This window comes from bacterium, from assembly GCA_031082185.1.
Taxonomy (GTDB): domain Bacteria; phylum Sysuimicrobiota; class Sysuimicrobiia; order Sysuimicrobiales; family Humicultoraceae; genus VGFA01.
The window spans coordinates 74,381-99,239 of sequence record JAVHLI010000008.1; the positions used below are offsets into that span (position 1 = coordinate 74,381).

26 protein-coding genes are annotated in these 24,859 nt (G+C 67.9%); 24 read left to right on the forward strand and 2 right to left on the reverse strand.

Going from position 1 to position 24,859, the window contains the following annotated elements; genetic code table 11:
- Positions 1 to 8 precede the first annotated feature (8 nt).
- The 18 genes from RDU83_09040 (at position 9) to RDU83_09125 (ending at position 15,700) form a co-directional block, all read left to right on the forward strand.
- A complete protein-coding gene (locus RDU83_09040) occupies positions 9 to 719 on the forward strand; it encodes a YidC/Oxa1 family membrane protein insertase (protein MDQ7841155.1) in 711 nt (236 codons plus the stop codon).
- Complete coding sequence (gene jag / locus RDU83_09045; protein ID MDQ7841156.1) at positions 716 to 1,339, forward strand: RNA-binding cell elongation regulator Jag/EloR; 624 nt, start codon at positions 716 to 718, stop codon at positions 1,337 to 1,339. Before RDU83_09040 ends, jag begins: the two co-directional genes overlap by 4 nt.
- Entirely contained in the window at positions 1,336 to 2,121 is a 786-nt protein-coding gene (gene rsmG / locus RDU83_09050; GenBank protein MDQ7841157.1) for a 16S rRNA (guanine(527)-N(7))-methyltransferase RsmG, read from the forward strand. Before jag ends, rsmG begins: the two co-directional genes overlap by 4 nt.
- Entirely contained in the window at positions 2,106 to 2,882 is a 777-nt protein-coding gene (locus tag RDU83_09055) for a ParA family protein (protein MDQ7841158.1), read from the forward strand. The genes rsmG and RDU83_09055 overlap by 16 nt, the downstream gene beginning before the upstream one ends.
- A complete protein-coding gene (locus tag RDU83_09060; protein ID MDQ7841159.1) occupies positions 2,854 to 3,753 on the forward strand; it encodes a ParB/RepB/Spo0J family partition protein in 900 nt (299 codons plus the stop codon). The genes RDU83_09055 and RDU83_09060 overlap by 29 nt, the downstream gene beginning before the upstream one ends.
- Positions 3,750 to 4,343, forward strand: a complete 594-nt coding sequence (locus RDU83_09065; GenBank protein MDQ7841160.1) for an HDIG domain-containing protein — start codon at positions 3,750 to 3,752, stop codon at positions 4,341 to 4,343. Before RDU83_09060 ends, RDU83_09065 begins: the two co-directional genes overlap by 4 nt.
- Before the next feature lie 41 nt (positions 4,344 to 4,384).
- On the forward strand, positions 4,385 to 5,101 hold the full coding sequence (locus RDU83_09070) for a DUF554 domain-containing protein (protein MDQ7841161.1): 717 nt from the start codon (positions 4,385 to 4,387) through the stop codon (positions 5,099 to 5,101).
- Between the two features lie 85 nt (positions 5,102 to 5,186).
- Positions 5,187 to 5,645, forward strand: a complete 459-nt coding sequence (locus RDU83_09075) for a DUF4446 family protein (protein ID MDQ7841162.1) — start codon at positions 5,187 to 5,189, stop codon at positions 5,643 to 5,645.
- A gap of 13 nt (positions 5,646 to 5,658) precedes the next feature.
- Positions 5,659 to 6,288 (forward strand): phosphoribosyltransferase, encoded by a 630-nt coding sequence (locus tag RDU83_09080; GenBank protein MDQ7841163.1) that lies wholly within the window; start codon positions 5,659 to 5,661, stop codon positions 6,286 to 6,288.
- Positions 6,285 to 7,385: a glycine cleavage system aminomethyltransferase GcvT gene (gene gcvT / locus RDU83_09085; GenBank protein MDQ7841164.1), complete on the forward strand. Its 1,101-nt coding sequence runs from the start codon at positions 6,285 to 6,287 to the stop codon at positions 7,383 to 7,385. The genes RDU83_09080 and gcvT overlap by 4 nt, the downstream gene beginning before the upstream one ends.
- A gap of 45 nt (positions 7,386 to 7,430) precedes the next feature.
- Entirely contained in the window at positions 7,431 to 7,817 is a 387-nt protein-coding gene (gcvH, locus tag RDU83_09090) for a glycine cleavage system protein GcvH (protein MDQ7841165.1), read from the forward strand.
- Complete coding sequence (gene gcvPA / locus RDU83_09095) at positions 7,814 to 9,190, forward strand: aminomethyl-transferring glycine dehydrogenase subunit GcvPA (GenBank protein ID MDQ7841166.1); 1,377 nt, start codon at positions 7,814 to 7,816, stop codon at positions 9,188 to 9,190. The genes gcvH and gcvPA overlap by 4 nt, the downstream gene beginning before the upstream one ends.
- Positions 9,187 to 10,650, forward strand: coding sequence for an aminomethyl-transferring glycine dehydrogenase subunit GcvPB (gcvPB, locus tag RDU83_09100; GenBank protein ID MDQ7841167.1), 1,464 nt, complete (start codon positions 9,187 to 9,189; stop codon positions 10,648 to 10,650). Before gcvPA ends, gcvPB begins: the two co-directional genes overlap by 4 nt.
- Positions 10,647 to 11,615, forward strand: a complete 969-nt coding sequence (locus RDU83_09105) for a threonine/serine dehydratase (protein ID MDQ7841168.1) — start codon at positions 10,647 to 10,649, stop codon at positions 11,613 to 11,615. Before gcvPB ends, RDU83_09105 begins: the two co-directional genes overlap by 4 nt.
- Before the next feature lie 126 nt (positions 11,616 to 11,741).
- A complete protein-coding gene (lexA, locus tag RDU83_09110; protein MDQ7841169.1) occupies positions 11,742 to 12,371 on the forward strand; it encodes a transcriptional repressor LexA in 630 nt (209 codons plus the stop codon).
- On the forward strand, positions 12,368 to 12,496 hold the full coding sequence (locus tag RDU83_09115) for a hypothetical protein (protein ID MDQ7841170.1): 129 nt from the start codon (positions 12,368 to 12,370) through the stop codon (positions 12,494 to 12,496). Before lexA ends, RDU83_09115 begins: the two co-directional genes overlap by 4 nt.
- A 74-nt stretch (positions 12,497 to 12,570) precedes the next feature.
- Positions 12,571 to 15,135: a magnesium-translocating P-type ATPase gene (gene mgtA, locus RDU83_09120; GenBank protein ID MDQ7841171.1), complete on the forward strand. Its 2,565-nt coding sequence runs from the start codon at positions 12,571 to 12,573 to the stop codon at positions 15,133 to 15,135.
- Positions 15,136 to 15,175: 40 nt separating this feature from the next.
- The gene (locus tag RDU83_09125) at positions 15,176 to 15,700 is read left to right on the forward strand and encodes a tetratricopeptide repeat protein (protein MDQ7841172.1); all 525 of its coding nucleotides are present in this window, start codon (positions 15,176 to 15,178) and stop codon (positions 15,698 to 15,700) included.
- Here the strand turns inward: RDU83_09125 and RDU83_09130 are convergent.
- Entirely contained in the window at positions 15,697 to 16,809 is a 1,113-nt protein-coding gene (locus RDU83_09130; GenBank protein MDQ7841173.1) for a site-2 protease family protein, read from the reverse strand. The genes RDU83_09125 and RDU83_09130 overlap by 4 nt on opposite strands.
- A gap of 111 nt (positions 16,810 to 16,920) precedes the next feature.
- Here RDU83_09130 and trxA point away from each other — a divergent pair, with 111 nt between their 5' ends.
- A complete protein-coding gene (gene trxA / locus RDU83_09135; GenBank protein MDQ7841174.1) occupies positions 16,921 to 17,268 on the forward strand; it encodes a thioredoxin in 348 nt (115 codons plus the stop codon).
- Here the strand turns inward: trxA and trxB are convergent.
- Positions 17,265 to 18,185, reverse strand: a complete 921-nt coding sequence (gene trxB / locus RDU83_09140) for a thioredoxin-disulfide reductase (GenBank protein ID MDQ7841175.1) — start codon at positions 18,183 to 18,185, stop codon at positions 17,265 to 17,267. The two genes, trxA and trxB, sit on opposite strands and share 4 nt — an antisense overlap.
- A 158-nt stretch (positions 18,186 to 18,343) precedes the next feature.
- On the opposite strand from trxB, the gene RDU83_09145 reads away from it, so the two are divergent.
- From RDU83_09145 to clpB, 5 genes are all read left to right on the forward strand, one after another.
- Positions 18,344 to 18,673, forward strand: coding sequence for a MerR family transcriptional regulator (locus RDU83_09145; protein ID MDQ7841176.1), 330 nt, complete (start codon positions 18,344 to 18,346; stop codon positions 18,671 to 18,673).
- 155 nt (positions 18,674 to 18,828) lie between these two features.
- Positions 18,829 to 20,736 (forward strand): molecular chaperone DnaK, encoded by a 1,908-nt coding sequence (dnaK, locus tag RDU83_09150; protein MDQ7841177.1) that lies wholly within the window; start codon positions 18,829 to 18,831, stop codon positions 20,734 to 20,736.
- Between the two features lie 9 nt (positions 20,737 to 20,745).
- Positions 20,746 to 21,288 (forward strand): nucleotide exchange factor GrpE, encoded by a 543-nt coding sequence (locus tag RDU83_09155; protein ID MDQ7841178.1) that lies wholly within the window; start codon positions 20,746 to 20,748, stop codon positions 21,286 to 21,288.
- Position 21,289: 1 nt separating this feature from the next.
- On the forward strand, positions 21,290 to 22,231 hold the full coding sequence (locus RDU83_09160) for a DnaJ C-terminal domain-containing protein (protein MDQ7841179.1): 942 nt from the start codon (positions 21,290 to 21,292) through the stop codon (positions 22,229 to 22,231).
- Positions 22,232 to 22,250: 19 nt separating this feature from the next.
- Positions 22,251 to 24,851 (forward strand): ATP-dependent chaperone ClpB, encoded by a 2,601-nt coding sequence (gene clpB, locus RDU83_09165; GenBank protein MDQ7841180.1) that lies wholly within the window; start codon positions 22,251 to 22,253, stop codon positions 24,849 to 24,851.
- The last annotated feature ends 8 nt before the right edge of the window (positions 24,852 to 24,859 follow it).

Sequence of the window (24,859 nt, forward strand, 5' to 3'; positions counted from 1 at the left end):
GATATCGCGTGTTTGATGCAATCGTGACGCTGCTGCAGAGCGTGCTCCAGGCCTTCTACGGCGTCACCCAAAACTATGTGGTGGCGATCGTCCTGCTGACGGTCGCCATCAAGCTGGCCCTGCATCCCCTGACGCGGAAGCAACTTGGGTCCATGAAGGCGATGCAAACCCTCGCGCCGCAGATGGAGGTCCTGCGGCGCAAATACAAGGAGGACCCCAAGCAACTGAACGTCGAGGTGATGAACCTCTATCGCGCGAACAAGGTAAACCCGCTGGGGGGGTGCCTGCCCCTCCTGCTTCAACTGCCGGTGCTGTACGCCCTGTTCGCGCTCTTAAGAAAGCCGGGCCTGTTTGGTGGAGAGAAGCTGTTCGGGCTTTCCCTGGAGGCCCACCCCTGGCCGGTCCAGGTACTCCTCGACCACCCACTGCTCATCCTTATCCCGGTACTGAGCGGCCTGACCACCTATTATCAGCAGAAGATGTCCATCACCGACCCACAACAAGCCAAAATGTTCATTTTTATGCCGATTATGATTGCGTGGTTTTCTACCCAATTTCCGCTCGGCCTGTCCGTATACTGGATCTCTTCGACCGTCGCCTACATCGTGGAGTACTTCATTGTAGTCGGGGCGCCCCGGCCGGTGAAGGTGGCCCCGCCCCGGCAGCCTGCCTCCGCGGCGAAGGGTAAGCGCAGGTCCGGGGCAGGGGACGACCGGTGACCACCGCGGAGGCCGCGGGCCGCACCGTTGACGAGGCCGTTCTGAAGGCGCTCGCCCAACTGGGCGTCGCACGGAGCGAGGTGGAGGTCGAGGTCCTCCAGGAGCCCAAGGCCGCCCTGCTGGGCTTCGGGGGGAGAGAGGCGCGCGTCAGGCTCACCGTGCGGCCCGGCGCAGCCGACGCCCTGGGCTCGCTAACCACGGAGATCGTCCGGCTCATGGGATTCCCGACCACCGTTACCGTCGAGGAGACCTCCGATGGCCTCATCGCGGCCCTGCAGGGCCGAGACTTGGCCGGGTTGGTCGGCCGGGACGGCCGCGCGCTGGACGCGCTGGAGCTGATTGCCGGCCTTCACCTGCAGCGGCTGCTCGGCCGCAAGGTCTACGTGAGCGTGGACGCCATGGGATACCGCGCGCGCCGGGAGCGGGAGGTGCAGGAAGCAGCCCTCCGTGCCGCCGAACGCGCGGTCAGTGAAGGCGCGCCGATCGCCCTGGAGCCGATGAGTGCCCGGGACCGGAGATCTGCCCACCTGACGCTCAAGGACGATGTCAGGGTCACTACGAGCAGCCTAGGAGAAAACGACGCGCGCCATGTCGTGGTCCTGCCGCGCACCGGGGAGTGACCCTGCCACTCACCCGCCTGCAGTCAGGCGCCGCACTGCTCGGCATCTCGCTATCTCCCACCGCCCTTGACCGATTCGAGCGTTTTCTGCAGCAGTTGCTCTCATGGAAGGAGCGGCTGAACCTGACCGCGGCCGCCGGCGCCGACCAGGTGGAGGGCCTGCACTTCCTGGACTCGCTGCTGCCGCTGTGGGCCTGCGCCGTGCCGCCCGGCTGCAGGGTCGTGGACGTGGGGTCGGGCGCCGGGTTCCCCGGCGTTCCAATGAAGATCGTCCGGCCGGATCTGCGGGTTGTGCTGGTTGAGGCCTCCCGGCGGCGCGTTGCGTTCCTTGAGCACCTCCGCGGCGCGCTCGATCTTCCGGACATTGAGGTCCGGTGGGCGCGGGCAGAGGCACTCGGCCACGAGCCGGGCTTTCGCGAGGCATTTGGCCTGGCAGTCTCCCGCGCGGCCGCCCCGCTGGGCGCGACCTGCGAGCTCACTCTCCCGCTGGTGGAGCCCGGAAGCGCGGCAGTCCTACTGCGGGGCCCCAAGGTCACGGAGGAGGTAGGCTCAACCGAACGGCTCCTGGAATCGCTGGGAGGGGCCGTTGAATCCTGCGCGCGCTGCATCCTCCCAACGACCGACCGGCATCGCGCGGCCCTGGTGCTGCGCAAACTGCGCCCGACACCACCAGAGTTCCCGCGCAGCGGACGCCGCCTGGGCACCGACCTGCCGCGCGAGGGGGAAGGACCGACCACGGCGGCGTTGAACCGTCCACCAGAGGGGACGTGCGACGGATCATAGCAATAGTCAACCAGAAAGGCGGCGTCGGCAAGTCCACGACGGCCGTCAACCTGGGCGCGTGCCTGGCGGCCGAAGGATACCGGACGCTCTTGGTGGACCTGGACCCGCAGGCCAACGCCACGAGCGGGTTGGGCATCGAGAGGAACCCCTATTCCGCCTCCACATACGACGTGCTGATGAACGGCGCGGCCCTGGAGGACGTGGTTGTGGTCGCGGAGGTTCCCGGGCTGTACGTCGCCCCCAGCAGCATCCACCTGGCCGGGGTCGAGGTTGAGCTGGCGGGCACGCAGGGACCGGAGTCCAGGCTCCGGAACGCGCTGGGGCCGGTGGACTACCCACTCATCCTGCTGGACTGTCCGCCGGCAATGGGACTGCTGACAATCAACGCGCTTACCGCAGCAACCGAAGTCCTCATCCCGATTCAATGTGAGTACTACGCGCTGGAAGGGCTGAAGCAGCTTCTCCGCTCGATCGAACTGGTGCAGAGGCACCTGAACCAGGGCCTCGAGATCAGCGGGGTGCTGCTGACGATGTTTGACTCCCGGACCAACCTCTCCGATCAGGTGGCCGGTGAAGTCCGGCGGTTCTTCGGCGAGCGCGTCTATCAGAGCGTCATCCCGCGCAGCGTGCGGCTGGCCGAGGCGCCCAGCCACGGCAAGCCGATCACGCTGTACGACCCAGGATCGCGCGGCGCCCAGGCCTACCGGGCGCTCTGCCAGGAGGTGATACAGCGTGGCCGACACCGAACGCCAGGCCCCTGACCCGGCGCCCCCTCACCGGCGCGCTCTCGGTCGTGGGCTGGGCGCCCTGATCCCTGGGGCCGGACCAGAGGCCCCCTCCGGGGCCATCGAGCTGCCCATCGACAAGATCCGGCCCAACCGGATGCAGCCCCGCGTCGGATTCGACGAAGAGTCGCTGGCAGAACTGGAGGCATCCATCCGGGAGCACGGTGTTCTACAGCCCGTGCTGGTACGGCCCCTGCCCGACGGCTACGAGCTGGTCGTCGGAGAGCGCAGGTGGCGGGCGGCGGCGACCGCCGGGTTGAAGACTGTGCCTGCCCTGGTGCGTCACCTGGACGACCGCGGAGCCCTGGAGGCAGCGCTGGTCGAGAACCTGCAGCGCGAGAACCTCAACCCGATGGAGCGCGCCACCGCCTACCGGCGACTGCAGGACGAGTTCCACCTCACCCAGGAAGCCGTGGCCCGCCGGGTTGGCAGGAGCCAGCCGTCGGTAGCCAACACCCTGCGCCTGCTGGCTCTTCCGCCGGAGGTTCAGGCCTCACTCACGGCAGGGCGGATCACAGAAGGCCATGCCCGGGCCCTGCTGGCGATAGAAGACCCGCGCCGCCTCCTTTCCGTCTGGAAGGAAGTGGAGGCAAAAGGCCTCTCAGTCAGGGAAACCGAATCCCGGGCACGCACCCGCGCTATTTCACGTGGAATACCGGCGCGCGCCCACCAAGAGGCAGGAGAGATTAATATTATACAACAAAAGCTTCAAGACGCGCTGGGAGCCCAGGTGCGTCTGCGCCTGCGGCGGAACGGATCAGGCGAGATCAGGATCGCCTTCTACACGCCCACGGACCTGGAGCGGCTCCTGGATGCGTTGACGCGGCGAGGAGGAGGGGCCCGATGACGGAGGACTCCCTGCGGCTGCCCGCGCGCGATGAGGCCTGGGCCCTCCTGTGCGAGTGGACGCCTACCCCCAACTTGCGCAAGCACATGCTTGCCGTGGAGGCCGCGATGCGCTTCTATGCCAGGCATTTCAGCGAGGACGAGGACCTCTGGGGCCTGGTGGGCCTCCTTCACGACATGGACTACGAGCGTTTTCCCTCCCGGGAGGCCGGGCATCCCCTCCGGGGAGTCGAGCACCTGCGGGCGGCAGGATACCCCGAGGTTGTGTGCCGGGCGATCCTTTCCCACGCCGACTATACGGGGGTGCCCAGGCAGTCACGCATGGAGCACACACTACATGCCTGCGACGAACTGACCGGGTTCATCGTAGCGGTGACGCTTGTCCGGCCCTCGCGTAGCCTCGACGACGTGGATGCCGCATCCGTTCGTAGGAAGATGAAGGACAAGGCGTTCGCCCGAGCGGTGAACCGGGACGAGATGTTGCGCGCCGCGGAGGCACTGGGCGTGCCGTTCGAGGAGCACGCCGCGCAGGTGATAGCGGCGATGCGTGAGGTCGCACCCGAACTGGGCCTGGCCGGGGCGCCGGGCTAGCGTGCGCACATACGGAGCCTGCATGCGAGGAGAGGCCTGACGTGGAAGGCACGATCGTCAACGCGATAGCCGTTATCGCCGGAGGCCTGGTGGGGGTGGCCCTGCGCCACCGGTTTCCCGAGCGGGTGCGCGAGACGGTCATGGCGGGCATCGGCCTGTCCACCCTGTTGATCGGGTTTCAGATGGCGCTGCAGACCGGAAACGTGCTCATCGTCATCGTGAGTCTCGTGCTGGGGGGAATCATCGGAGAGGCGATCCACATCGAGGAGGGCATCGAAGCGCTGGGGCGCTGGGCCGAGCGGGTGTACGGAGCCCAGACACAGGAGAGCACCGTGGCCGCGGCGTTCGTCACGAGCAGTCTCCTGTTCTGCGTCGGGCCGATGACCGTGCTCGGCGCGATCCAGGACGGGTTGGGGCAGACGCCCGTGCTTCTCTACACGAAGTCGCTCCTGGACGGCATCTCAGCGGTCGCCATCGGCGCGGCGCTGGGGGCCGGCGTGCTGCTGTCGGCGGGCACCGTGCTGCTCTACCAGGGCGCGCTGACGCTGGCGGCGGGCGCGGTGAACAGCGTCATGACACAGGAGATGACGCGCGAGCTCACCGCCACCGGCGGCGCCTTGATCATCGGGCTGGGCCTGGGAATCCTCCGGCTCCGCAAGATCCGCGTTGGGAACCTGCTGCCGGCGCTGGTCATCTCCGTACTGCTGACGGCCGCGTTGCCATACCTGCGGGTTCTGACGCGCGCAGCGGGCCTGTAGGCGGCGGGCCGTTCGGGCGGGCAACAGGAGGTAGGCAGGACGGCGTGGAAGAAAACAGTCCCGACCCTGGAGGCGAAATCCGGCGATGCCCGTGACCTTTGATTCCCTGATTCCATACATGCTTGTGGCTACCGGAGCACTGGTGGCCGCGGTGGTAGCCATGGGGCTGCGGCTCCGAAGGCTCTCGCAGCATATTGCTGCCGCGGGCGGTGACCCCGCGTTCCTGGAGCGGGTGGCGGCGCTCCAGCGCGAGGTGGGCGCCGCGTCCCGTCAGATTGAACACCTGGGGGGCCGGGTGGACCGCCTGGGCGAGCAGGCCCAGCGCAGTATCCAGCACACCGGATTGGTAAGGTACGATGCGTTCAAGGAGATGGGGGGGCACCTGAGCTTCAGTCTGGCGTTGATGGACGCGCGCCGGGACGGGGTCGTGCTGAGCGTGCTCAACGACCGCGACGGGGCGCGCGGATATGCCAAGCCCGTGACCGGTGGACGGTCAACCTACACCCTATCGGAGGAAGAGCAGCGCGCGATCGGCGACGCCTAGGCGCGCGGCCGTCATGGTCTTCACCAACAGACGAGACGCAGGCCGCCACCTGGCCGCGGCTCTCGACCACCTACGGGGCCAGGACCCGGTGGTGCTCGCGGTGCCGCGCGGCGGCGTGGTGGTGGGATGGGAGGTCGCCGCACGCCTGGGCGCCCTGCTGGATGTGATCGTGCCGCGAAAGCTGCGCGCGCCCTACAACCCCGAGCTGGCGATCGGCGCGGTGGCCGAAGGCGGCGCGGCGGTGCTGGACGAGATGGCGCACGGCGTGAGCGCTGCCTACCTGGAGCAGGAGACCGAGGCGCAGCTCGCGGAGATAGCCCGGCGCGTCAAGGCCTATCGTGGAGGCCGGCCGCTTCCCTCCCTGGAGGGGAGGACCGTCATCGTTCTCGACGACGGCATTGCAACCGGCGCCACCCTCATCGCGGCGCTGCGCGCGGTGCGCGCCATGGCCCCGGCCCACCTGGTGGCGGCCGTGCCGGTTGCGCCGCCCGAGTCGGTCGCCCGCATGGCCAGGGAGGCGGACGAGGTGGTCTGCCTGAGCGCCCCCGAGTTCTTCCAGGCGGTCGGGCAGTTCTACGAGGACTTCACCCAGGTGGAAGACGCCGAGGTGGTTGCGATTCTCGCGGAGGGACGGCAGAAGTGACGGATGGCGCGGCCCTGCGCCGCAGTTCGCTCTATGAGGCCCACCGGGCCGCCGGCGGCCGGATGGTGCCGTTTGCGGGATGGGAGATGCCCGTGCAGTACGCGGGCCTGGTGGAGGAACACCTGGCGGTGCGCACGCGCGTCGGGCTCTTCGACGTGTCGCACATGGGTGAGGTCCAGATCGTGGGGCCCCACGCGCTTGCGGCGGTGCAGAGGCTTATCACCAACGACGCCCGGCCCCTGGCGGTGGGCCAGGGGCTGTACACCCCGATGTGCAACCCTGAAGGCGGGGTGATTGACGACCTAATCGTTTTCCGCACGGCCGACCAGGAGTACCTCCTCGTCGTGAACGCCGGCACCCATTCCAAAGATCTGGCCTGGATCCAGGAGCACGCCGCGCCGGCGGTGGTGCGAGACATATCCGACGGGGTGGCGCTCCTGGCCCTACAGGGACCGAGGGCCGAGGCGGTGCTGGCGGACGCGTCCGGAACCGCTCTTGCCGGCCTGCTGCCGTTTCACCGCCTCGATGGGGTTGCGGTGCAGGGTGTTCCGGTGGCGGTCACCCGTACAGGATACACCGGCGAAGACGGTTTCGAGATCGCCTCGCCATGGGACGCCGCGCCCCGAGTCTGGGAGGCACTGATCGAGGCTGGGCGACCGCACGGGCTGGTTCCGGTTGGGCTGGGCGCCCGCGACACGCTCCGCCTCGAAGCCGGTATGATGCTCTACGGACAGGACATTGACGAGACAACCTCCCCGCTTGAGGCGCCCCTGGCCTGGACGGTGAAGTTCAACAAGGAGGAGTTCATAGGAAGGCCGGTGCTGGAGCGGCAGCGGCGGGAGGGCGTGGCGAGGCGCCTGGTCGGATTCGAGGCAGGTGGACGGGCGATTCCACGGCACGGGTGCGAAATCCGCGTTGCAGGGGAACGCGCCGGCACCGTCACCAGCGGAACGTTCTCTCCCTCCCTCCGCCGCCCGATCGGCATGGGCTACGTGCCGAGGGCGGCGTCCGCGCGGGGAGGCGGCCTCGAGATCGAGGTTCGGGGCTCACCCGTTCCTGCCCGAGTGGTCAGGCTTCCGTTCTACAGGCGCGCATAGAGACCAAAAGAAGACCAAACCGAGAATCAAACCGAGAGGTGAGGCATGTTCCCGACCGATCGAAGGTACACGCGTGACCACGAGTGGGCCCAGAAGGAGAACGGTAGGGTCCGCATCGGAATAACCTCATTCGCCGCGGAACGGCTCAGCGACATCGTCTTCGTCGAGCTGCCCAAGGAGGGCGCCGAAGTGATTGCCGGGCAGGCGTTTGGGGCGATCGAGTCCGTCAAGGCGGCCAGCGACCTCTACGCGCCGGTCTCCGGTAGCGTCGTCGAGGTGAACCAGGCGGTGATTGACGGCCCCGAAGCCCTCAACCAGGACCCGCACGGGTCTGCCTGGATGGTCGTCATGGAGATGTCCGCGCCCGAGGAGTGGGACCAACTCCTGGACTCTGAAGCATACACGGCGCTGGTAGGGGCAGAGCAGACATGAAGCCCGCTTCCGGATGGCACCCGCACAGATACCTGCCGCACACCGGCGCCGAGATAGAGAAGATGCTGCGGGTCGCCGGCGTCGCGAGTCTGGAGGATCTGTTCGCGGAGATCCCCGCGGACATCCGGATGAAGCGGCCGCTGGAACTCTCCCCGGCCCTTCCGGAGGGAGAGCTGTTGGCCCACCTGCAGCGACTCGCGGACAAGAACGCTCACGCAGACCGTATGATCAGCTTCTTGGGCGCCGGCGCCTACGACCACGAGATTCCCAGCGTGGTCTGGCGCCTGGCGGGCCGGGCCGAGTTCGTGACGGCCTACACGCCATATCAGGCCGAGGTGATGCAGGGAGAGCTGCAGGCGGCCTACGAGTACCAGACGATGCTCTGCGAACTGACCGGCATGGAAGTGGCAAACGCCTCGATGTACGATGGCGCCAGCGCGCTCGGGGAGGCGGCGGTGATGGCCCGCGACCTGACCGGCCGCAACCGTGTGTTGACCTCGAGCGCGGTGCACCCCCACTATCGGGAGGTGCTGCGCACCTACACGCGCCACCAGGGAATCGAGGTGGTCGAGGTTCCGCACCGCGACGGGGTGACGCCCGTCGGGGAGATCCGCGCGGCAGCCGGGCCGGAGACCGCGGCGGTCATTGTGCAGTCACCCAACGTCTTCGGGTGCATCGAGCAGAGCTCGGCCCTGGCGCAGGCAGCGCACGAAGCCGGGGCGCTGTTGATCGCCGCGGTGGCCGAGCCGATCAGCATGGGCCTGCTGCGCCCGCCCGGCGACTACGGCGCCGACATCGTGGCCGGAGAAGGCCAGCCGCTGGGCAACCACCTCAACTACGGCGGCCCGTATCTGGGGATGTTCGCGGCGCGCCGGGAGTTTGTCCGGCGCATGCCCGGCCGCCTGGTGGGGATGACCACGGACCGCGACGGCCGCAGGGGGTTCGTCCTCACCATTCAGACGCGCGAGCAACACATCCGGCGCGAGAAGGCGACCAGCAACATCTGCACCAACGAGGCCCTGAACGCCCTCGCAGCTGCGGTCTACATGGCCGCGCTGGGTCCTACCGGAATACGCCGCGTGGCCGAGGTGAACGCCCGGCGGGCGCACTACGCGATGGAGCGACTGACCGCGCTTCCAGGGATCAGTCGGGCGTTCGCCGCCCCGGTCTTCAACGAGTTCGTGGTGAGGACGCCACTGCCGCCCGAGCAGCTAAACGCGCGCTTGGGCGAGCGGGGATTCCTGGGAGGCCTGGCGCTGGGGGCCTGGTATCCGGAGCTGCCGGACGGCTGGCTCGTCTGCGTCACCGAGGCGCGCACCCGAGGGCAGATTGACGCGTTTGTGGAAGCCGTGAAGGAGACGATCGCCCGATGACTATGCCTGTGATCTTCGAACGCAGCGTGCCCGGCCGCATCGCCTCGGCCCCACCCGCCCCGGACGTGCCGGAGGCGCCGATGGAGACGATCGTCGGGGAGGAGCATCTCCGGGAGACCCCGCCGGCCCTGCCCGAGGTGAGCGAGCTCGACCTCGTGCGGCACTACACGCGGCTCTCGCATCGGAACTACTCCGTTGACGCGGGTTTCTATCCGCTCGGGTCGTGCACGATGAAGTACAACCCAAAGGTGAACGAAGACGCTGCAGGACTGGCGGGGTTTGCCCGGCTTCACCCCAACACGCCCGCGCCGCTGGCGCAGGGCGCGCTTGAACTCCTGTGGCGCCTCGAGCAGATGCTCTGCGAGATCAGCGGGATGGACCGGGTCACCTTCCAGCCGGCGGCCGGAGCGCACGGGGAGATGACCGCGCTCATGATGATCCGCGCGTATCTCGAGGACCGCGGCGAGCGCCGCACGCGCGTGATCGTGCCCGACTCGGCGCACGGCACCAACCCGGCGTCCGCGGCCATGTGCGGGTTCGAGGTCACCACCGTGCGCAGCGACGCCCGCGGGAACATTGACCATGCCGCCCTGCGCCGCGCCGCCGACGGCTCTGTGGCAGCCCTGATGCTGACCAACCCCAACACCCTTGGGCTCTTCGAGGAAGGCGTCTGCGAGGTGGCCGAGATAGTGCACAACTGCGGCGCGCTGATGTACCTCGACGGCGCGAACTTCAACGCGATGCTGGGCATCACGCGCCCGGGCGACCAGGGGTTCGACGCAATGCACATAAACGTGCACAAGACCTTCGGCACGCCCCACGGCGGCGGAGGCCCAGGCGCCGGACCGGTCGCGGTGAAGCGTCTGCTCGAGCCGTACATGCCGGCCCCGACGGTTGAGCGCGAGGGCGACCGGTTCCTCCTCGACGGCGACAGGCCCAAGTCCATCGGCCGCGTGCGCGCCTTCAACGGCAACTTCGGGATCTTCGTGCGCGCCTACGCCTACCTGCTGGCATACGGGCCCCTGCTGCGCCAGGTGTCCGAGGCGGCGGTGCTCAACGCCAACTACCTGCTGGCACTGCTGAGGCCCCACTTCGATCTGCCCTATGACCGGCGGTGCATGCACGAGTTCGTGCTGTCGGGCCGGAGACAGAAGGAGCAGTACGGGATCAGGACGCTCGAGATGGCCAAGCGCCTGCTCGACTACGGATTCCATGCGCCTACGGTCTACTTCCCGCTGAGCGTGAGCGAGGCGATCATGATAGAACCGACCGAGACCGAGAGCAGGCAGACGCTGGACGAGTTCGCCGACGCGATGATCCGCGTGGCCGGGGAGTGCGCAACCGACCCCGAGACCGTGCGGAACGCGCCGCACAGCACCGTTGTGACGCGCCTCGACGAGGTGGCCGCGTCCCGCAAGCTCAATCTGCGGTGGGCCGCGGGAGGGAGGAGAGGCTCATGACCGCGCCCGCGCTCGGCCGGCTGCCTGGACTCGCCGACATCCAAGACGCGGTCGCGCGCATCGCGCCCTACGCGCGCCGCACCCCGGTTCACCCGTGGGACGAGCGGCAGGGGATCTTCTTGAAGCTGGAGAGTCTCCAGCCGACAGGGTCATTCAAGGTGCGCGGGGCCGCGAACCACCTCAGCACGGTCGCAGGCAAGGTGTCGGGCGTGGTCACCGCCTCCTCCGGCAACCACGGGCAGGCGGTCGCCTACGTGGCTGCGCGCCTGGGCATGGCGGCAGTCGTCGTGGTGCCGGAGACGGTCCCCTTGGTCAAAGCCGGCGCGATTACCGGATACGGGGCCGAGCTGGTCCGGTGCGGAACCACCATGTCGGAGCGGTACGACATGGCGACGCGCCTGGCCCAGGAGCGGGGGCTCCACATGGTGCCCTCGTTTGACGACTTCCTCGTGATCGCCGGCCAGGGGACCTGCGGTCTCGAGATCCTGGAACAGGTCCCGGACCTGGCAGCGGTGGCGGTGCCGGCCAGCGGCGGAGGGCTGCTCTCCGGCGTGGCGTTGACTATTAAGGCGCTGCGGCCGCAGGTGCGGATAATCGGCGTGGAGCCGATCAATGTGGCCAGATTCGCGGCATCGCGGGCAGCCGGGAAGCGGGTCTCGGTGCCGTCGGTGGACACCGTTGCCGACGGACTCCGCGGGCAGAAGCCCGGAGAGTTGACCTGGGAGGCCACCTGTCGGGCAGTGGATGAGTTCGTGGCCGTGGACGACGCCGCCATCCTGGAGGCGGTCCGCCGCCTCTGCGTGGAGGCGCACCTGGCAGTCGAGCCGTCAGGCGCCATTTCCGTGGCGGCGCTGCTGGCAGGCCTGGTCAAGCACCGTCCGGCCGTGGCTGTGGTCAGCGGCGGCAACCTGGATCCGGCGCTCCTGGCCAGTCTCCTGACCAGTCTCCCGGCCCGTCCGGGCTAGTAATCACGCGCCCGAGCAAGCTAGGGCGCGTAGGCGGCGCCAAACCGAACTACCGTACGTTTGTTCGCCTTTCCCCAAGGTTGCTATGCGAACAAGTGTTCGCTATGGTTGGGGCGGAGGTGACGCATGACCAAACCCCTGACCACCAGGCAGCACGAGATCCTCCGCCACGTAGCGACCAGCATTCGCCGAACCGGCATCGTGCCGTCGGTGCGCGAGATCGGGCATGCGCTCGGTATGCGGTCGCCCTCCACCGTGCACCAGCACCTCTCGGCCCTGGCCCGCAAGGGATTTCTGCGCCGCGACGGCGACCGGATGCGGGTGCTCGAGATCACCGACCGCACGCCGTTGAAAGAAGGAGAGGAGGCCGTTCACCTGCCTCTTATCGGACGCGTGTCCGCGGGCATGCCGGTGCTTGCGGAGCAGCACGTTGAGGACATGATCCCGATCCCCAGGAGTTTTGTCGGGTGGAACGACGAGAGCTTCCTTCTCACGGTGCGGGGAGACAGCATGATCGGCGCAGGGATCTTCGACGGCGACCTGGTGATCGTCCGGTGCCAGGCCACCGCCTCCTCCGGAGACATCGTCGTTGCGCTCCAGGGTGAGGAGGCCACCGTCAAGCGGCTGGCCGTGGAGGACGGCGGGCCGTATCTGCGGTCGGAGAACCCGGCCTACGCTCCGATTCGGGGTGAGTTCGAGATCCTGGGCAAGGTGGTCGGCCTGCTACGGCGCTTCCCAGCCGGGGGGCTGTCATGATGCTGGCCGCGGCTCCCGAGCGCACCTGGGCGCGTTTCTGGGACGACCGCCGGGCCGTCCGGCTGAAGGTGCTCCTTCTCATTGGGTGTATCCTGGCCGCGGCCGCGCTGGAGGCGCCCTGGTAACTGGTAAGTCGTAGACCGTGGTCGCAGGCCGCAGGGCGCCGTGCGCCGGAGGGAGAAGATGAGCGGCAGGCCCTATGCCCGCCCCGGCCCGTGAGACTGAAGATACCTTCTGGCTGCAGCCCCTGGCCACGCTGGCAGCCGAGCTCCGCGCGGACCCCTCCGGGCTGAGCGGCGCCGAGGCCTCTGCCCGCCTGATCCGCCACGGCCCCAATGTGCTGCGCCCGCACGGGCAGCGGGTCCTGCTCGTCGAGTTCCTGCTGCGGTTTCGCAATCCGCTGGTGATAGTGCTGCTGGTCGCCAGCGGGATCTCCGCCCTCACCGGCGACGCCACCAGCTTCTTCATCATCAGCGCCATCGTGCTGATGAGCGTGACCCTGGACTTCGTGCAGGAGCACAGGGCCGGTCGCGCCGCGGAGCGGCTGAAAAAGTCGGTCGCGGTGCGCGTCACGGTCCTCCGCGACGGCGCCCCCACGGATATTCCGGCAGAACGGGTGGTGCCCGGCGACGTAGTGATGCTGGCCGCCGGCGACCTGGTGCCTGCCGACGGACGCGTGCTGGAATCGCGGGACCTGTTCGTGAACCAGGCGCTCATGACCGGCGAGCCGTACCCGGTGGAGAAGCATCCCGGCGACCTCACGGGGAACGTGGGGATGGCCGGGGCCGAGAACGCGGTCTTCATGGGCACCTCCGTGATCAGCGGCAGCGGCCGCGTCCTGATCTGCCGCACCGGAGGGGCCACCGCGCTGGGGGAGATCGCCGATACCCTTAGCAGGCAGGCCCCACCGACCGCGTTCGAGCAAGGGACCCGCCAGTTCGGTCTGCTCATCATGCGCCTGACCGTCCTGCTGGTGCTGTTCGTGTTGATGGTGAACACGCTGTTCCACCGGCCTCTCTTGGAGGCGTTTCTGTTCGCCGTCGCCCTTGCGGTAGGTCTGACCCCGGAACTGTTGCCCATGGTGGTCTCGGTGACCCTTTCCAGGGGCGCGCTGCGGATGGCCGAGAAGAAGGTCATCGTGAAGCGGCTGGCCGCGGTCCAGGACCTGGGCAGCATGGACGTGCTGTGCACCGACAAGACCGGAACGCTGACACAGGCGCGCATCCATCTGGAGCGCCACCTGGACGGGCTTGGGCGTGAGAGCGCTCGGGTGCTGGAGCTCGCCTACATCAACAGCGTCTTCGAGACCGGCCTGCGGAGCCCGCTGGACGAGGCGATCCTGGAACACACCGAGATTGACGTGCGCGGCTGGGCGCGCATAGACGAGGTGCCGTTCGACTTCGAGCGGCGCCGGGTCTCGGTGCTCGTGGAGCGGGGAGGGGAGAGGCTCCTGGTGGTCAAGGGGGCCCCAGAGGACATCCTGCGCCTCTCAACCTCTTACGAGGGGGACGGTCCGACGGATCTCCGAACGATGGACCGAGCGGGGATGGAGCGGATTCAGGCCCTGTTCGACTCCCTGGGTCGCGAAGGGTTCCGGGTCCTGGGAGTGGCCTGGCGAGCGGTCGGCGCCGACCACCCCCACGCGGTGGTGACCGACGAGACGGAGATGGTCTTCGCGGGCTTCGCGGCCTTCCTCGACCCGCCGAAGGCCAGCGCGGCCGAGGCGCTCCGCCGCCTGGCGGAGTGCGGGGTCACGGTCAAGATCGTCACGGGCGACAACGAGCTCGTCACCCAGCACGTCTGCGCGCAGCTCGGGCTAGCGGTCACCGGTGTGCTGCTGGTCACGGAGATCGCAGCGATGGACGACGACGCGCTGGCGGCCCGCGCCGGGGCGGCCAACCTGTTCTGCCGCGTGAACCCGGCGCAGAAGAACCGGGTCATCCGCGCGCTGCGCGCGCGCGGACACGTGGTGGGCTACCTGGGAGACGGCATCAACGACGCGCCCTCGATGCACACCGCGGACGTGGGCATCTCCGTGGAGGGCGCGGTGGACGTGGCCAAGGAGGCCGCGGAGCTGATTCTCATGGAGCAGGACCTGGGCGTTCTCCACGACGGGGTCATGGAGGGCCGGCGCACATTCACCAACGTCATGAAGTACATCATGATGGGCACCAGCTCCAACTTCGGGAACATGTTCAGCATGGCCGGGGCATCCCTGGTGCTGCCCTTCCTCCCGATGAGGCCGGCGCAAATTCTACTGAACAACCTGCTCTACGACCTCTCCGAGATGCCCATTCCCATGGACAGCGTGGACCCCGAGGACCTGGCCCACCCGCGCGCGTGGGACATGGGCTTCATCCGCAAGTTCATGATGGTGGTGGGGCCGGTGAGCTCGGTCTTCGACTTCCTCACGTTCTACGTTCTGCTGGCGGTGTTCAAGGCTCACGAGGCCCTCTTCCACACGGGGTGGTTCGTGGAGTCGCTCGCCACGCAGGTCCTGGTCATCTTCGTCATCCGCACGCGCGGAAATCCATTTCGCAGCCGCCCCCACCGATTGTTGGCAGGCGCTTCGCTGGGCGCCGTCGCGCTGGCGATCGCCCTGCCGTTTACGCCCATCGCCGGGAGATTGGGGTTCGTGCCGCTGCCGCCGGTCTTCTTCCTGGTCCTGGCAGGGTTGGTGCTCGCCTACCTGCTTGCCGTGGAAGTGGTAAAGCGGTGGTTCTACCGGCGCCTGGCCGCCCGGCCCGCGCCCCGCAGGGCCTGAACGCGCCGGCGCCGAACATTCCCCGAGGGGAACGATCTCGTTGACGGGCGAATCCGCTTCCACGCACATGGCGCAAGGGGAGGTCCACCTCGAGGCCGGCGAGTGGCCCGAGGCCGAGGCCGCCTTTTGCCGCGCCGTGGAGGCCGACCCATCATCGGCGGCCGCGCTCAGCAAGCTCGGCGTGGCGGTCGCGCACCAGCGCCGCCTGGAAGAGGCGGAGCAGGCATTCGCCCGCGCGGTTGCCGTGGACCCGCGATACGCGCCCGCCTGGAGCAACCTGGGCAACGCCTACAGAGAGACCGGGCGACTGGAGCAGGCGCTGGAAGCCTACCAGCGGGCGGTCGCGCTGGACCCCGACTACTGGATCGCCCACCAGAACCTTGGCGGGCTCTACAAGCAGATGGGCCGCACCGGTGAGGCGATCGCCTCTCTGCGGCGGGCTACGCGGCTGTCGGCAACCAGGGCGCTACGCGGCTCCCGGCCTGCCGGAGGCCGCCGGATCGGTTGCGGTGGCGCCTCGGCCGCGGCGACAATCCTCGTGGCCGCCGCGGCGCTTCTGCTCTAGTCCTCCGCGCCGCCCCGGAGCCGCAGCACGTGCAGGAGGTCGCTGCGGGTCACGATTCCCGCCAGCTCGCCGCGGCCGTCGAGCACCAACAGGCGGCCTATCCCCGCCTGCATCATGCGCGCGAGCGCATCGTAGGCGGAGTCATCCACGAGGACGGTCTTCAGCCGCTCGCGCGGCGTCATGACCTCGCGCACGGCGACCTCGGCCCGTCGGTCGCTGGGAACCGCGGCCACGTCCTGCAGCGTCACGATTCCGACAAGGTGATCGCCGTACACGACCGGGAACCCGCCGTGTTTGTGCGGGAGGAAATGGTCGGCAATAGCGTGCTCCACGGTGAGCGACGGCTCTACGGTGTGGAGGTCGCGCGTCATGATCTCGCCCACCCGCACGCCCCCCAGACCCTGGCGGAGCACCACCTGCTGGTAGGACGACTGCGCCCCGGCATCAAGGAACCATCCGATGAGCACCAACCACAGGCCCGTGATGAGGCTGCGTGAGAGCACGACCAGCCCGGCGACGATGAACAGCACGGCGACCACCTGCCCGGTGCGGGCCGCGATGCGGGTAGCCCTGGGCAGGTTGTTCGATCTGCGCCAAAGCAGGGCGCGCAGGACGCGCCCACCGTCGAGAGGGAACCCCGGGATCATATTGAAAACGCCCAGCATCAGGTTGACCACGACCAAGTACCGGACGATGGTACCCAGAGCCCGATCGCCGAGGACCGGCGAGACGGCGTAGAGCGCGGCGGCCAGCGCCAGGCTCGTCAGGGGGCCGGCGATCGCCACCAGGAACTCGGCCCGGGGCGAGGGCGGTTCTTCGGCAACCTGCGCCACGCCCCCGAAAAGGAAGAGCATGATGGCGTGCGTCCGCATGCCGAAGCGACGCGCGGTCAGCGCGTGGCCGAACTCGTGGGCCAGTACCGAGGCGAACAACAGCACCGCGGAGACGATGCCCATGGCCCAGTAGGTGTTTTCGTCGAAGCCCGGGGACTGCTGTGGGTAGTACGATCCGGCGAGGGACCATGCCACAAGCCAGACCGCGATGAACCAAGTGTAGTTTATGGTAACTGGGATTCCTAGCAGGGTCCCCAACCGCAGCGCGCCGCGCATCACGCACCTCCTGTGGACATGATACCGGGAATACCCTAACCTGAGGAGCGGTTATCGGATTTGGCGGTCAGGATCCCCAAGCCGCCCTAGACTCGTTAGGAGGACCACAGAATGGCCAAGCCCGTGGCAGTGACCGAGCAGACATTTGACACGGAAGTCCTGAAATCCGAGCTGCCCGTCCTGGTGGACTTCTGGGCGGAGTGGTGCGGCCCGTGCCGCATGGTTGCGCCCGTCGTGGAGGAACTGGCCGGCGAGTACGCAGGGCGGGTCAAGGTCGCCAAGGTGGACGTGGACAGCAACCAGAACTTGGCCATTCGCTACAAGGTCATGGGCATACCCACGCTCGCGGTTTTCAAGGGTGGAGAGATGATAGAGCGGATGGTGGGCTTCATGCCCAAGCCCGAGATGAAGCGGCGGCTCGATGGGGCCCTGGCGGCCGATCCCAAGAAGAGCAGCTAGGCCATCTGGCCGTGCAGCCAGCGATCGACGTCAATCGCGGCCCTGCAGCCAAACCCCGCGGCGGTGATCGCCTTCCGGTAGGTGGGGTCGTGCACGTCGCCTGCGGCGAATACCCCATCGACGCTCGTGTGTGACCGTTCTCGCAGCCTGATGTAGCCGGCCTCGTCGAGGTCGAGCTGCCCCCGGAAGAGGGCCGTGTTGGGCTCGTGGCCGATCGCTACAAACACGCCGGCGGCTTCAATCTCGGTTCGCTCGGACGTCTTCACGTTTCGGAGCCGCACGCCGGTTACAGCCTCGCCGCCCAGGATCTCTTCGACCACGCTGTTCCAGACGAATGTGATCTTGGGATTGTGCGCGGCGCGCTGCGCCATGACCTTGCTGGCCCGCAACTCGTCCCGGCGGTGTACCAAGAAGACCGACCGGGCCAGGTTGGCCAGGTAGAGGGATTCTTCCACGGCAGAGTCGCCTCCGCCGATCACGACCACGTCCCGGTTGCGGAAGAAGAAGCCGTCGCAGACGGCGCATACGGAGACCCCGCGGCCCATCAGTCGCGACTCCCCGGGCACCCCGAGTAACTTTGCCGAAGCGCCGGTGGCCACGATGACGGCCCGGGACTCGAACCGCCGGTCTGACCCCACCGTGATTCCGAACGGCCGCCGACCGAACTCCACCGCGGTCACGTCCTCTGAGACGAACTCGGCCCCTACCCGCTCGGCCTGCTTCCGCATCGACTTCATCAACGCGGGCCCCAGTATCCCTTTCGCGAACCCCGGGTAGTTCTCCACAATCGTGGCGGTCGTGAGCTGCCCGCCGGCCACGGATCCCTCGATGACCAGCGGCGCCAGGTTGGCGCGGGCGGCGTATATGGCCGCGGTGAGGCCGGCGGGTCCGCCGCCGAGGATTGTGATGTCGCGCATATCCTTAGCGTATCACGCCGGGACTGGGGCAGGCCATACGCCCCCAAAACCGCCTTCTGGGTATTGACATCCAGCAAAGAGTTAACAATACTATTGTTAGGGTTCTTGATATGAACGCTAACACCCAGGGCCGTGAGTACGGGCCGGGAGGTGGCAGGGTGCGGGAACGCAGGGATACCCGGCCGGTTTACGTGATAAGCGTGGCGGCCGAGATCACGGGGCTACACCCCCGCACACTGCGCATCTACGAGATGAAGGGCCTGCTCGCACCGGTCCGGCGCAACCGCATCCGGTTGTACTCGGACGACGACATCGAGCGGGTGCGCGTCATCCGGCGGTTGATCGAGGCCCACCGGCTGAACCTGGCCGGGGTGCGGCTGATACTCGAGGTGGTTGAGAGACTGGAATACGGCGATGATGAGCGCGTTGAGAGCACCGTGCAGTGGCTGGTCGAACGCATACTAGATATTCCGCAGGGAGCCTTTTAACGAGATGGTGTCCCTGCGGGAATGAACAAGAGAAAGGACGCAACTACTGCCGGCGCGAGTTGTGCTACGGCGCGTTTCAGCGTACCATCCCGCTGCCGTCCGAGACGAAGACCGTCAAGGTAGAGGTCGAAGGATAACACGAGGGGAGATCTCACATGGGTAAAGTTGTCGGCATCGATCTGGGAACGACCAACTCGGTAATCGCCGTGGTCGTCGGTGGGGAACCGCAGGTGATCTCCAATACCGAGGGCAGCCGGCTTACGCCGTCGGTGGTCGCGTTTACGAAAACCGGCGAGCGGTTGGTCGGCCAGATGGCCAAGCGCCAGGCGATCCTTAACCCCGAGAACACGGTCTACTCGATCAAGCGATTCACCGGACGCCGGTACGCCGAGGTGGAGTCCGAGCGCAAGATCGTGCCCTACAAGGTTCAGGAAGGACAGAACGGCATGGCCGTCGTGCACATCCCGGCCTCCGGCAAGACCTTCACGCCCGAGGAGATCTCCTCGATGATCCTCCAGAAGCTGAAGACCGACGCGGAGGCCTACCTCGGCGAGAAGATCACCGAGGCGGTCATCACCGTGCCGGCCTATTTCAACGACTCGCAGCGCACCGCGACCAAGCACGCCGGCGAGATCGCCGGATTGAAGGTCCTCCGGATCATCAATGAGCCGACCGCGTCGTGCCTGGCCTACGGCCTTGACAAGAAGGGCTCCGAAACGGTCCTGGTATTCGATCTGGGAGGCGGCACCTTCGACGTGTCGATCCTGGAGATTGGCGGCGGCGTCTTCGAGGTCAAGGCGACCTCCGGCGACACCCACCTGGGCGGAGACGACTGGGACGAGCGAATCGTAAATTGGCTGGCCGACGAGTTCCGCAAGCAGCAGGGCATTGACCTGCGGCAGGATCGCCAGGCGCTCCAGCGGTTGCGCGAGGCGTCCGAGCGTGCCAAGGTGGAACTCACCACGGTCGTTCAGACCACGATCAATCTGCCCTTCGTCACCGCCGACGCGACCGGCCCCAAGCACCTTGACTACGTTCTCACAAGGGCCAAGTTCGAGGAGCTTACCGCCGATCTGGCCGAGCGCTGCATAGGGCCGGTTCGGCAGGCCATCTCCGACGCGCGGCTCACGGAGCGCGACATCAACGAGGTGATCCTGGTCGGCGGAGCGACCCGCATGCCCATGATCCAGGAACTGGTCCGGCGGCTCACCGGCAAGGAGCCCAACAGGGAGGTTCATCCCGACGAGGTCGTGGCCGTGGGAGCGGCAATTCAAGCGGGCGTGTTGGCGGGCGAGGTGCACGATGTGGTGCTGCTCGACGTCACCCCGCTCACGCTGGGGGTCGAGACCCTGGGCAGCGTCATGACGCCCATGGTGACCCGCAACACGACGATTCCGACACGCAAGACCGAGAGGTACACCACCGCCGCCGACGGGCAGACGCAGGTCGATATCCACGTCCTGCAGGGCGAGCGCCCGATGGCCCGCGATAATAGGACGCTGGGCCGTTTCGTGCTGGACGGCATCCCTCCGGCTCCGCGTGGAGTGCCGCAGGTCGAGGTGACCTTTGACATAGACGCCAACGGCATCCTGCACGTGACCGCCAAGGACACCGCGACCAATCGCGAGCAGTCCATCAAGATCACCGGTACCTCGACGCTGGTCAAGGACGAGGTTGACAAAATGGTGAAGGAGGCGGAACGCTTCGCCGCCGAGGACAAGGCCAAGCGCGAGGCCGCCGAGGCGCGCAACCGCGGCGATTCGCTCGCCTATCAGGTTGAGAAGCTGCTCAAGGACTCCGGGGACAAGATCTCGTCCGAGGAGCGCGCGAAGGTCGAGGAGGCGCTCAAGGAGTTGCGCGAGGCGCTGAAGGGCGAGGATGTGGCGCGCATCTCGAGCGCGACCGACGCGGTGCAGCAGGCGTCCTACAAGATGAGCGAGGAAATGTACAAGGCGACCGCGGGCGCCCCTGGCGGCGCCGCCCCTGGTGGGGAAGCGGCAGGCGGAGGGGCGCCTCAATCCGGGGAAGACGTGATTGACGCCGAGTACAAGCCGAGCCAGTAGGAAGCGGCGATGGGTGACGAGCGTACCATAAACGGGGAGACCAACGGGGAACCGATCGCGGGGCCCGAGGCGTCTGGAGAGAGCGTGGAGGCGCTCCGGGCCGAGGTCGCGCGTTTGACGCAGGAGACGGATCGCAACCGGCAGCAGTTCCTGCGCGCGGCCGCCGATCTTGAGAACTACCGGAAGCATGCGGCACGGCAGCGCGAGGAGGCGGTGGCCTCCACCCGACGCGCCCTGCTGGCCGTGATCCTGGGCGTGGCGGACACGCTGGAGCGCGCTCTGGCGCACGCCGGAGGCGCGGGTGCGGAAGCAGCGGCCATTGCAGACGGCATCCGCCTGGCCCACCGCCAGGTAAGCGAAGTGCTCTCGAGGATGGGTGTCCGGCCGATGGAGGCGCTGGGCAGGGAGTTCGACCCGCGCTTCCACGATGCGGTCGAGGCCGTGGCCGCCGGCGGGTGCGCGTCGGCCGGAACCGTGGCCGCGGAGATCCAGCGCGGGTACATGCTGGGCGAAGAGGTACTCCGCCCGGCCCGGGTGAGGGTGGCGCAATAGGGTGGAGTTCAAGGACTACTACAAGACGCTCGGCGTCGAGCAGGGGGTTGACCAGAAGGCCGTCAGCCGCGCCTTCAGACGCCTGGCGCGCGAGTCGCACCCCGACGTCAACAAGCGCAAGGGAGCCGAAGACCGGTTCAAGGAGATAAACGAGGCGTACCAGGTTCTGAGCGACCCCGCGCGCAGGGCGCAGTACGACCAGGTTTACGAGGCCTACAAGAGCGGCGGTGTGCACTGGCAGGACGTGTTCGGCCGGCCCTCCGGGGGCCGCGCGACCCCGGGTGGGGTTACGTTTACGGTAGAGGGCGGGTTCGAGGATCTCTTCGGCCGCGGTGGCGGCTCCGGAGGAGGTTTCAGCGACTTCTTCCAGCAACTGTTCGGCGGGTTGGGAGGAGCGGCGGGCCAGCCACACGGCGCGGCACGGCCCCGCCGGCGCACCGAGGTTCCTGTCGAGATCACGCTCGAGGAGGCCTTCGGCGGCGCGCAACGGAGGATCGAGATGCCGAGATCCGGCCAGCGGGTGGACGCTGTGATCCCGCGCGGGGTGCGGTCGGGCCAGACCGTGAGGTTGCCCGGCGCAGCCGGCGGGGCGGATCTCTACCTGAAGATCCAGATCCTCCCGCACCGGCTCTTCGAGCGCACCGACGACGACCTGACCGTGGTGCTGCCGACTACGGTCAGCGAGGCGGCGCTGGGCGCCGAGATCCAGGTGCCGACGCTAGAGGGTGCCGTTACGATGCGCGTGCCGCCCGAGACCCAGAACGGCCGGCGGCTCCGGCTGAAAGGCCTGGGCATGCCCCATGCGCGCGGTGAAGGCCGCGGCGACCTGTACGTGAAGGTGAACGTCGTAATACCCACGGGGCTCTCGGCCAGGGAGCGCGAGCTCTTCGGGGAACTGGGTGGGGCGCGCAGCGAGGATCCACGCAAGGGACTGTTCTCGTAGGAGACGGACGGAGATGGCAATGCGATTCGACAAGCTCACGGAGAAGGCGCAGGAGGCGCTGATGGCGGCCCAGCAGGCCGCCGCGGCGCGTGGTCATCAGGCGTCCGACCCCGAACACCTGCTGCTGGCGCTGACCGAACAGCCCGAAGGGTTGATACCGCAGTTGCTGCTGCGCCTTGGGGCGGACCCCCGCGTCCTGCGCACCCGCCTGGTCGCCGACCTGGAGCGCCGGCCGCGCGTAGAGGGCGCGCCGCCCGCTGCCGGGATCGTCCTCTCGCCGCGCCTGGCGCGCGTGCTGGAGGCCGCGCAGAGGGAGGCCGATCGGCTCACCGACGAGTACGTCAGCACCGAGCACCTGCTGCTGGGCCTGCTGGCGTCGCACGCCGGAGAGGCCTCCCGGCACCTCTCGGAGATGGGCGTCACGCCGGAGGGCGCCTACAGGGCCCTCGGGGAGATCCGCGGACAGCAACGCGTCACCGATCCCAATCCCGAGAACAAGTACCAGGCGCTGGAGAAGTACGGTCGCGACCTGACGGCGCTCGCGGCGTCGGGCAAACTCGACCCGGTCATCGGACGCGACGACGAGGTCCGCCGCGTGATCCAGGTCCTCAGCCGCCGCACCAAGAACAACCCCGTGCTCATCGGCGACCCGGGCGTCGGCAAGACCGCCATCGCCGAGGGCCTGGCACAGCGGATAGTGAAGGGCGACGTGCCCGAAGGGCTCAAGTCCAGGCGCGTCGTGCAACTGGACATGGGAGCGCTGGTCGCCGGGACCAAGTACCGGGGTGAGTTCGAGGATCGCCTCAAGGCGGTACTACGCGAGATCGCCTCCGCCGAAGGCCAGATCATCCTCTTCATTGACGAGCTGCACACGGTGGTCGGCGCGGGCGCGGCCGAGGGAGCGATTGACGCGGCGAATCTGTTGAAGCCGATGTTGGCGCGCGGCGAGCTGCACGCGATCGGCGCCACCACGCTCGACGAGTACCGGAAGCACATAGAGAAGGACGCAGCGCTGGAGCGGCGTTTCCAGCCGGTGCTCGTGGGCGAGCCGTCGGTGGAGGAGACGATCAGCATCCTGCGCGGCCTGAAAGAGCGTTATGAGATCCATCACGGAGTTCGGATCACCGATCCCGCGGTCATCGCCGCCTCGACGCTCTCCGACCGGTACATCAGCGCGCGGTTCCTGCCCGACAAGGCGATTGACCTGATGGACGAGGCGGCCAGCCGACTTCGCATGGAGATTGACAGTAAGCCCGCGGAGCTGGACGAGGTGGATCGGCGCGTCATGCAGCTCGAGATCGAGCGCGAGGCCCTGCGCCGCGAGACCGACCCCGCCAGCCGGGAGCGCCTGCAGCGGCTCGAGGAGGAGCTGGCGTCGCTGCGGGAGCGATCTGACGCCCTGCGGGTGCAGTGGGCGCAGGAGAAGCAGGCGATTGCCGCGATCCGCGAGACCAAGCAGCGAGTGGAGGAGTCCCGCCGCCAGATCGAAGACGCGGAGCGGCGTGCCGATCTGGAGGCCGCGGCGCGGCTGCGATACGGGACGGTGCCGGAGCTGGAGCGCCAGATGCGTGAACAGGAAGAGCGCCTGCGGACGGTTCAGGCCGGCGGGCGGCTGCTCAACGAGGAGGTCACCTCTGACGAGGTGGCAGAGGTGGTCGCGCGCTGGACGGGCATCCCGGTGCAGCGGATGCTGGAAGGCGAGGTGGCCAAGCTGCTACACCTCGAGGAGCGGCTGCACGAGCGGGTGATCGGTCAGGACGAGGCGGTGAGCGCCATCGCCGACGCGATCCGGCGGGCCAGGGCCGGCCTGAAGGATCCCCGCCGTCCTATTGGCGCCTTCCTGTTCCTGGGCCCCACCGGCGTGGGTAAGACCGAGTTGGCGCGCGCCCTGGCAGAGCAGCTCTTCGACGACGAGGACGCCATGGTGCGCCTGGACATGTCGGAGTACCAGGAGCGGCACACCACCAGCCGGCTCGTCGGCGCGCCCCCGGGCTACGTGGGATTCGAGGAGGGCGGGCAGCTCACCGAGGCAGTTCGGCGGCGGCCCTACCGCGTGATCCTCTTTGACGAGATCGAGAAGGCGCACCCGGACGTGCTCAACATGCTGCTTCAGGTCATGGAGGACGGCCGGCTGACCGACGGTCACGGCCGGACCGTGGACTTCAAGAACACGGTCATCATCATGACCAGCAACCTGGGCAGCAGGCACCTGCAGGGACTGGAGGCCCCGGACATCTCCTCGTACGAGATGGCCCGGATGCTCGTGCTGGGCGAACTGCGCAAGGCCGTCCGCCCCGAGTTCCTGAACCGCATAGACGAGATCATCGTGTTCCGCCCTCTCTCCGAGGAGCAGCTCGTCGAGATCGTAGGGCTGCAGGCCGCCGCGCTGGCCCGGCGGCTGGCGGTGCACGGCATGGGCATCGAGGTGACCGAGGCGGCGAGAAGGCACCTGGCCAAGGAGGGGTACAGTCCGGATTTCGGCGCCCGCCCCCTTCGCAGGCTGATCCAGCGGGAGATCGAGAACGTCGTCGCCCGCAAGATTCTCTCCGGAGAGCTGCGTCAAGGCGAGACGGTGCTGGTGGACTACAAGGACGAACGCCTGGTGTTTGCCGCGCTATAATTGGGCGA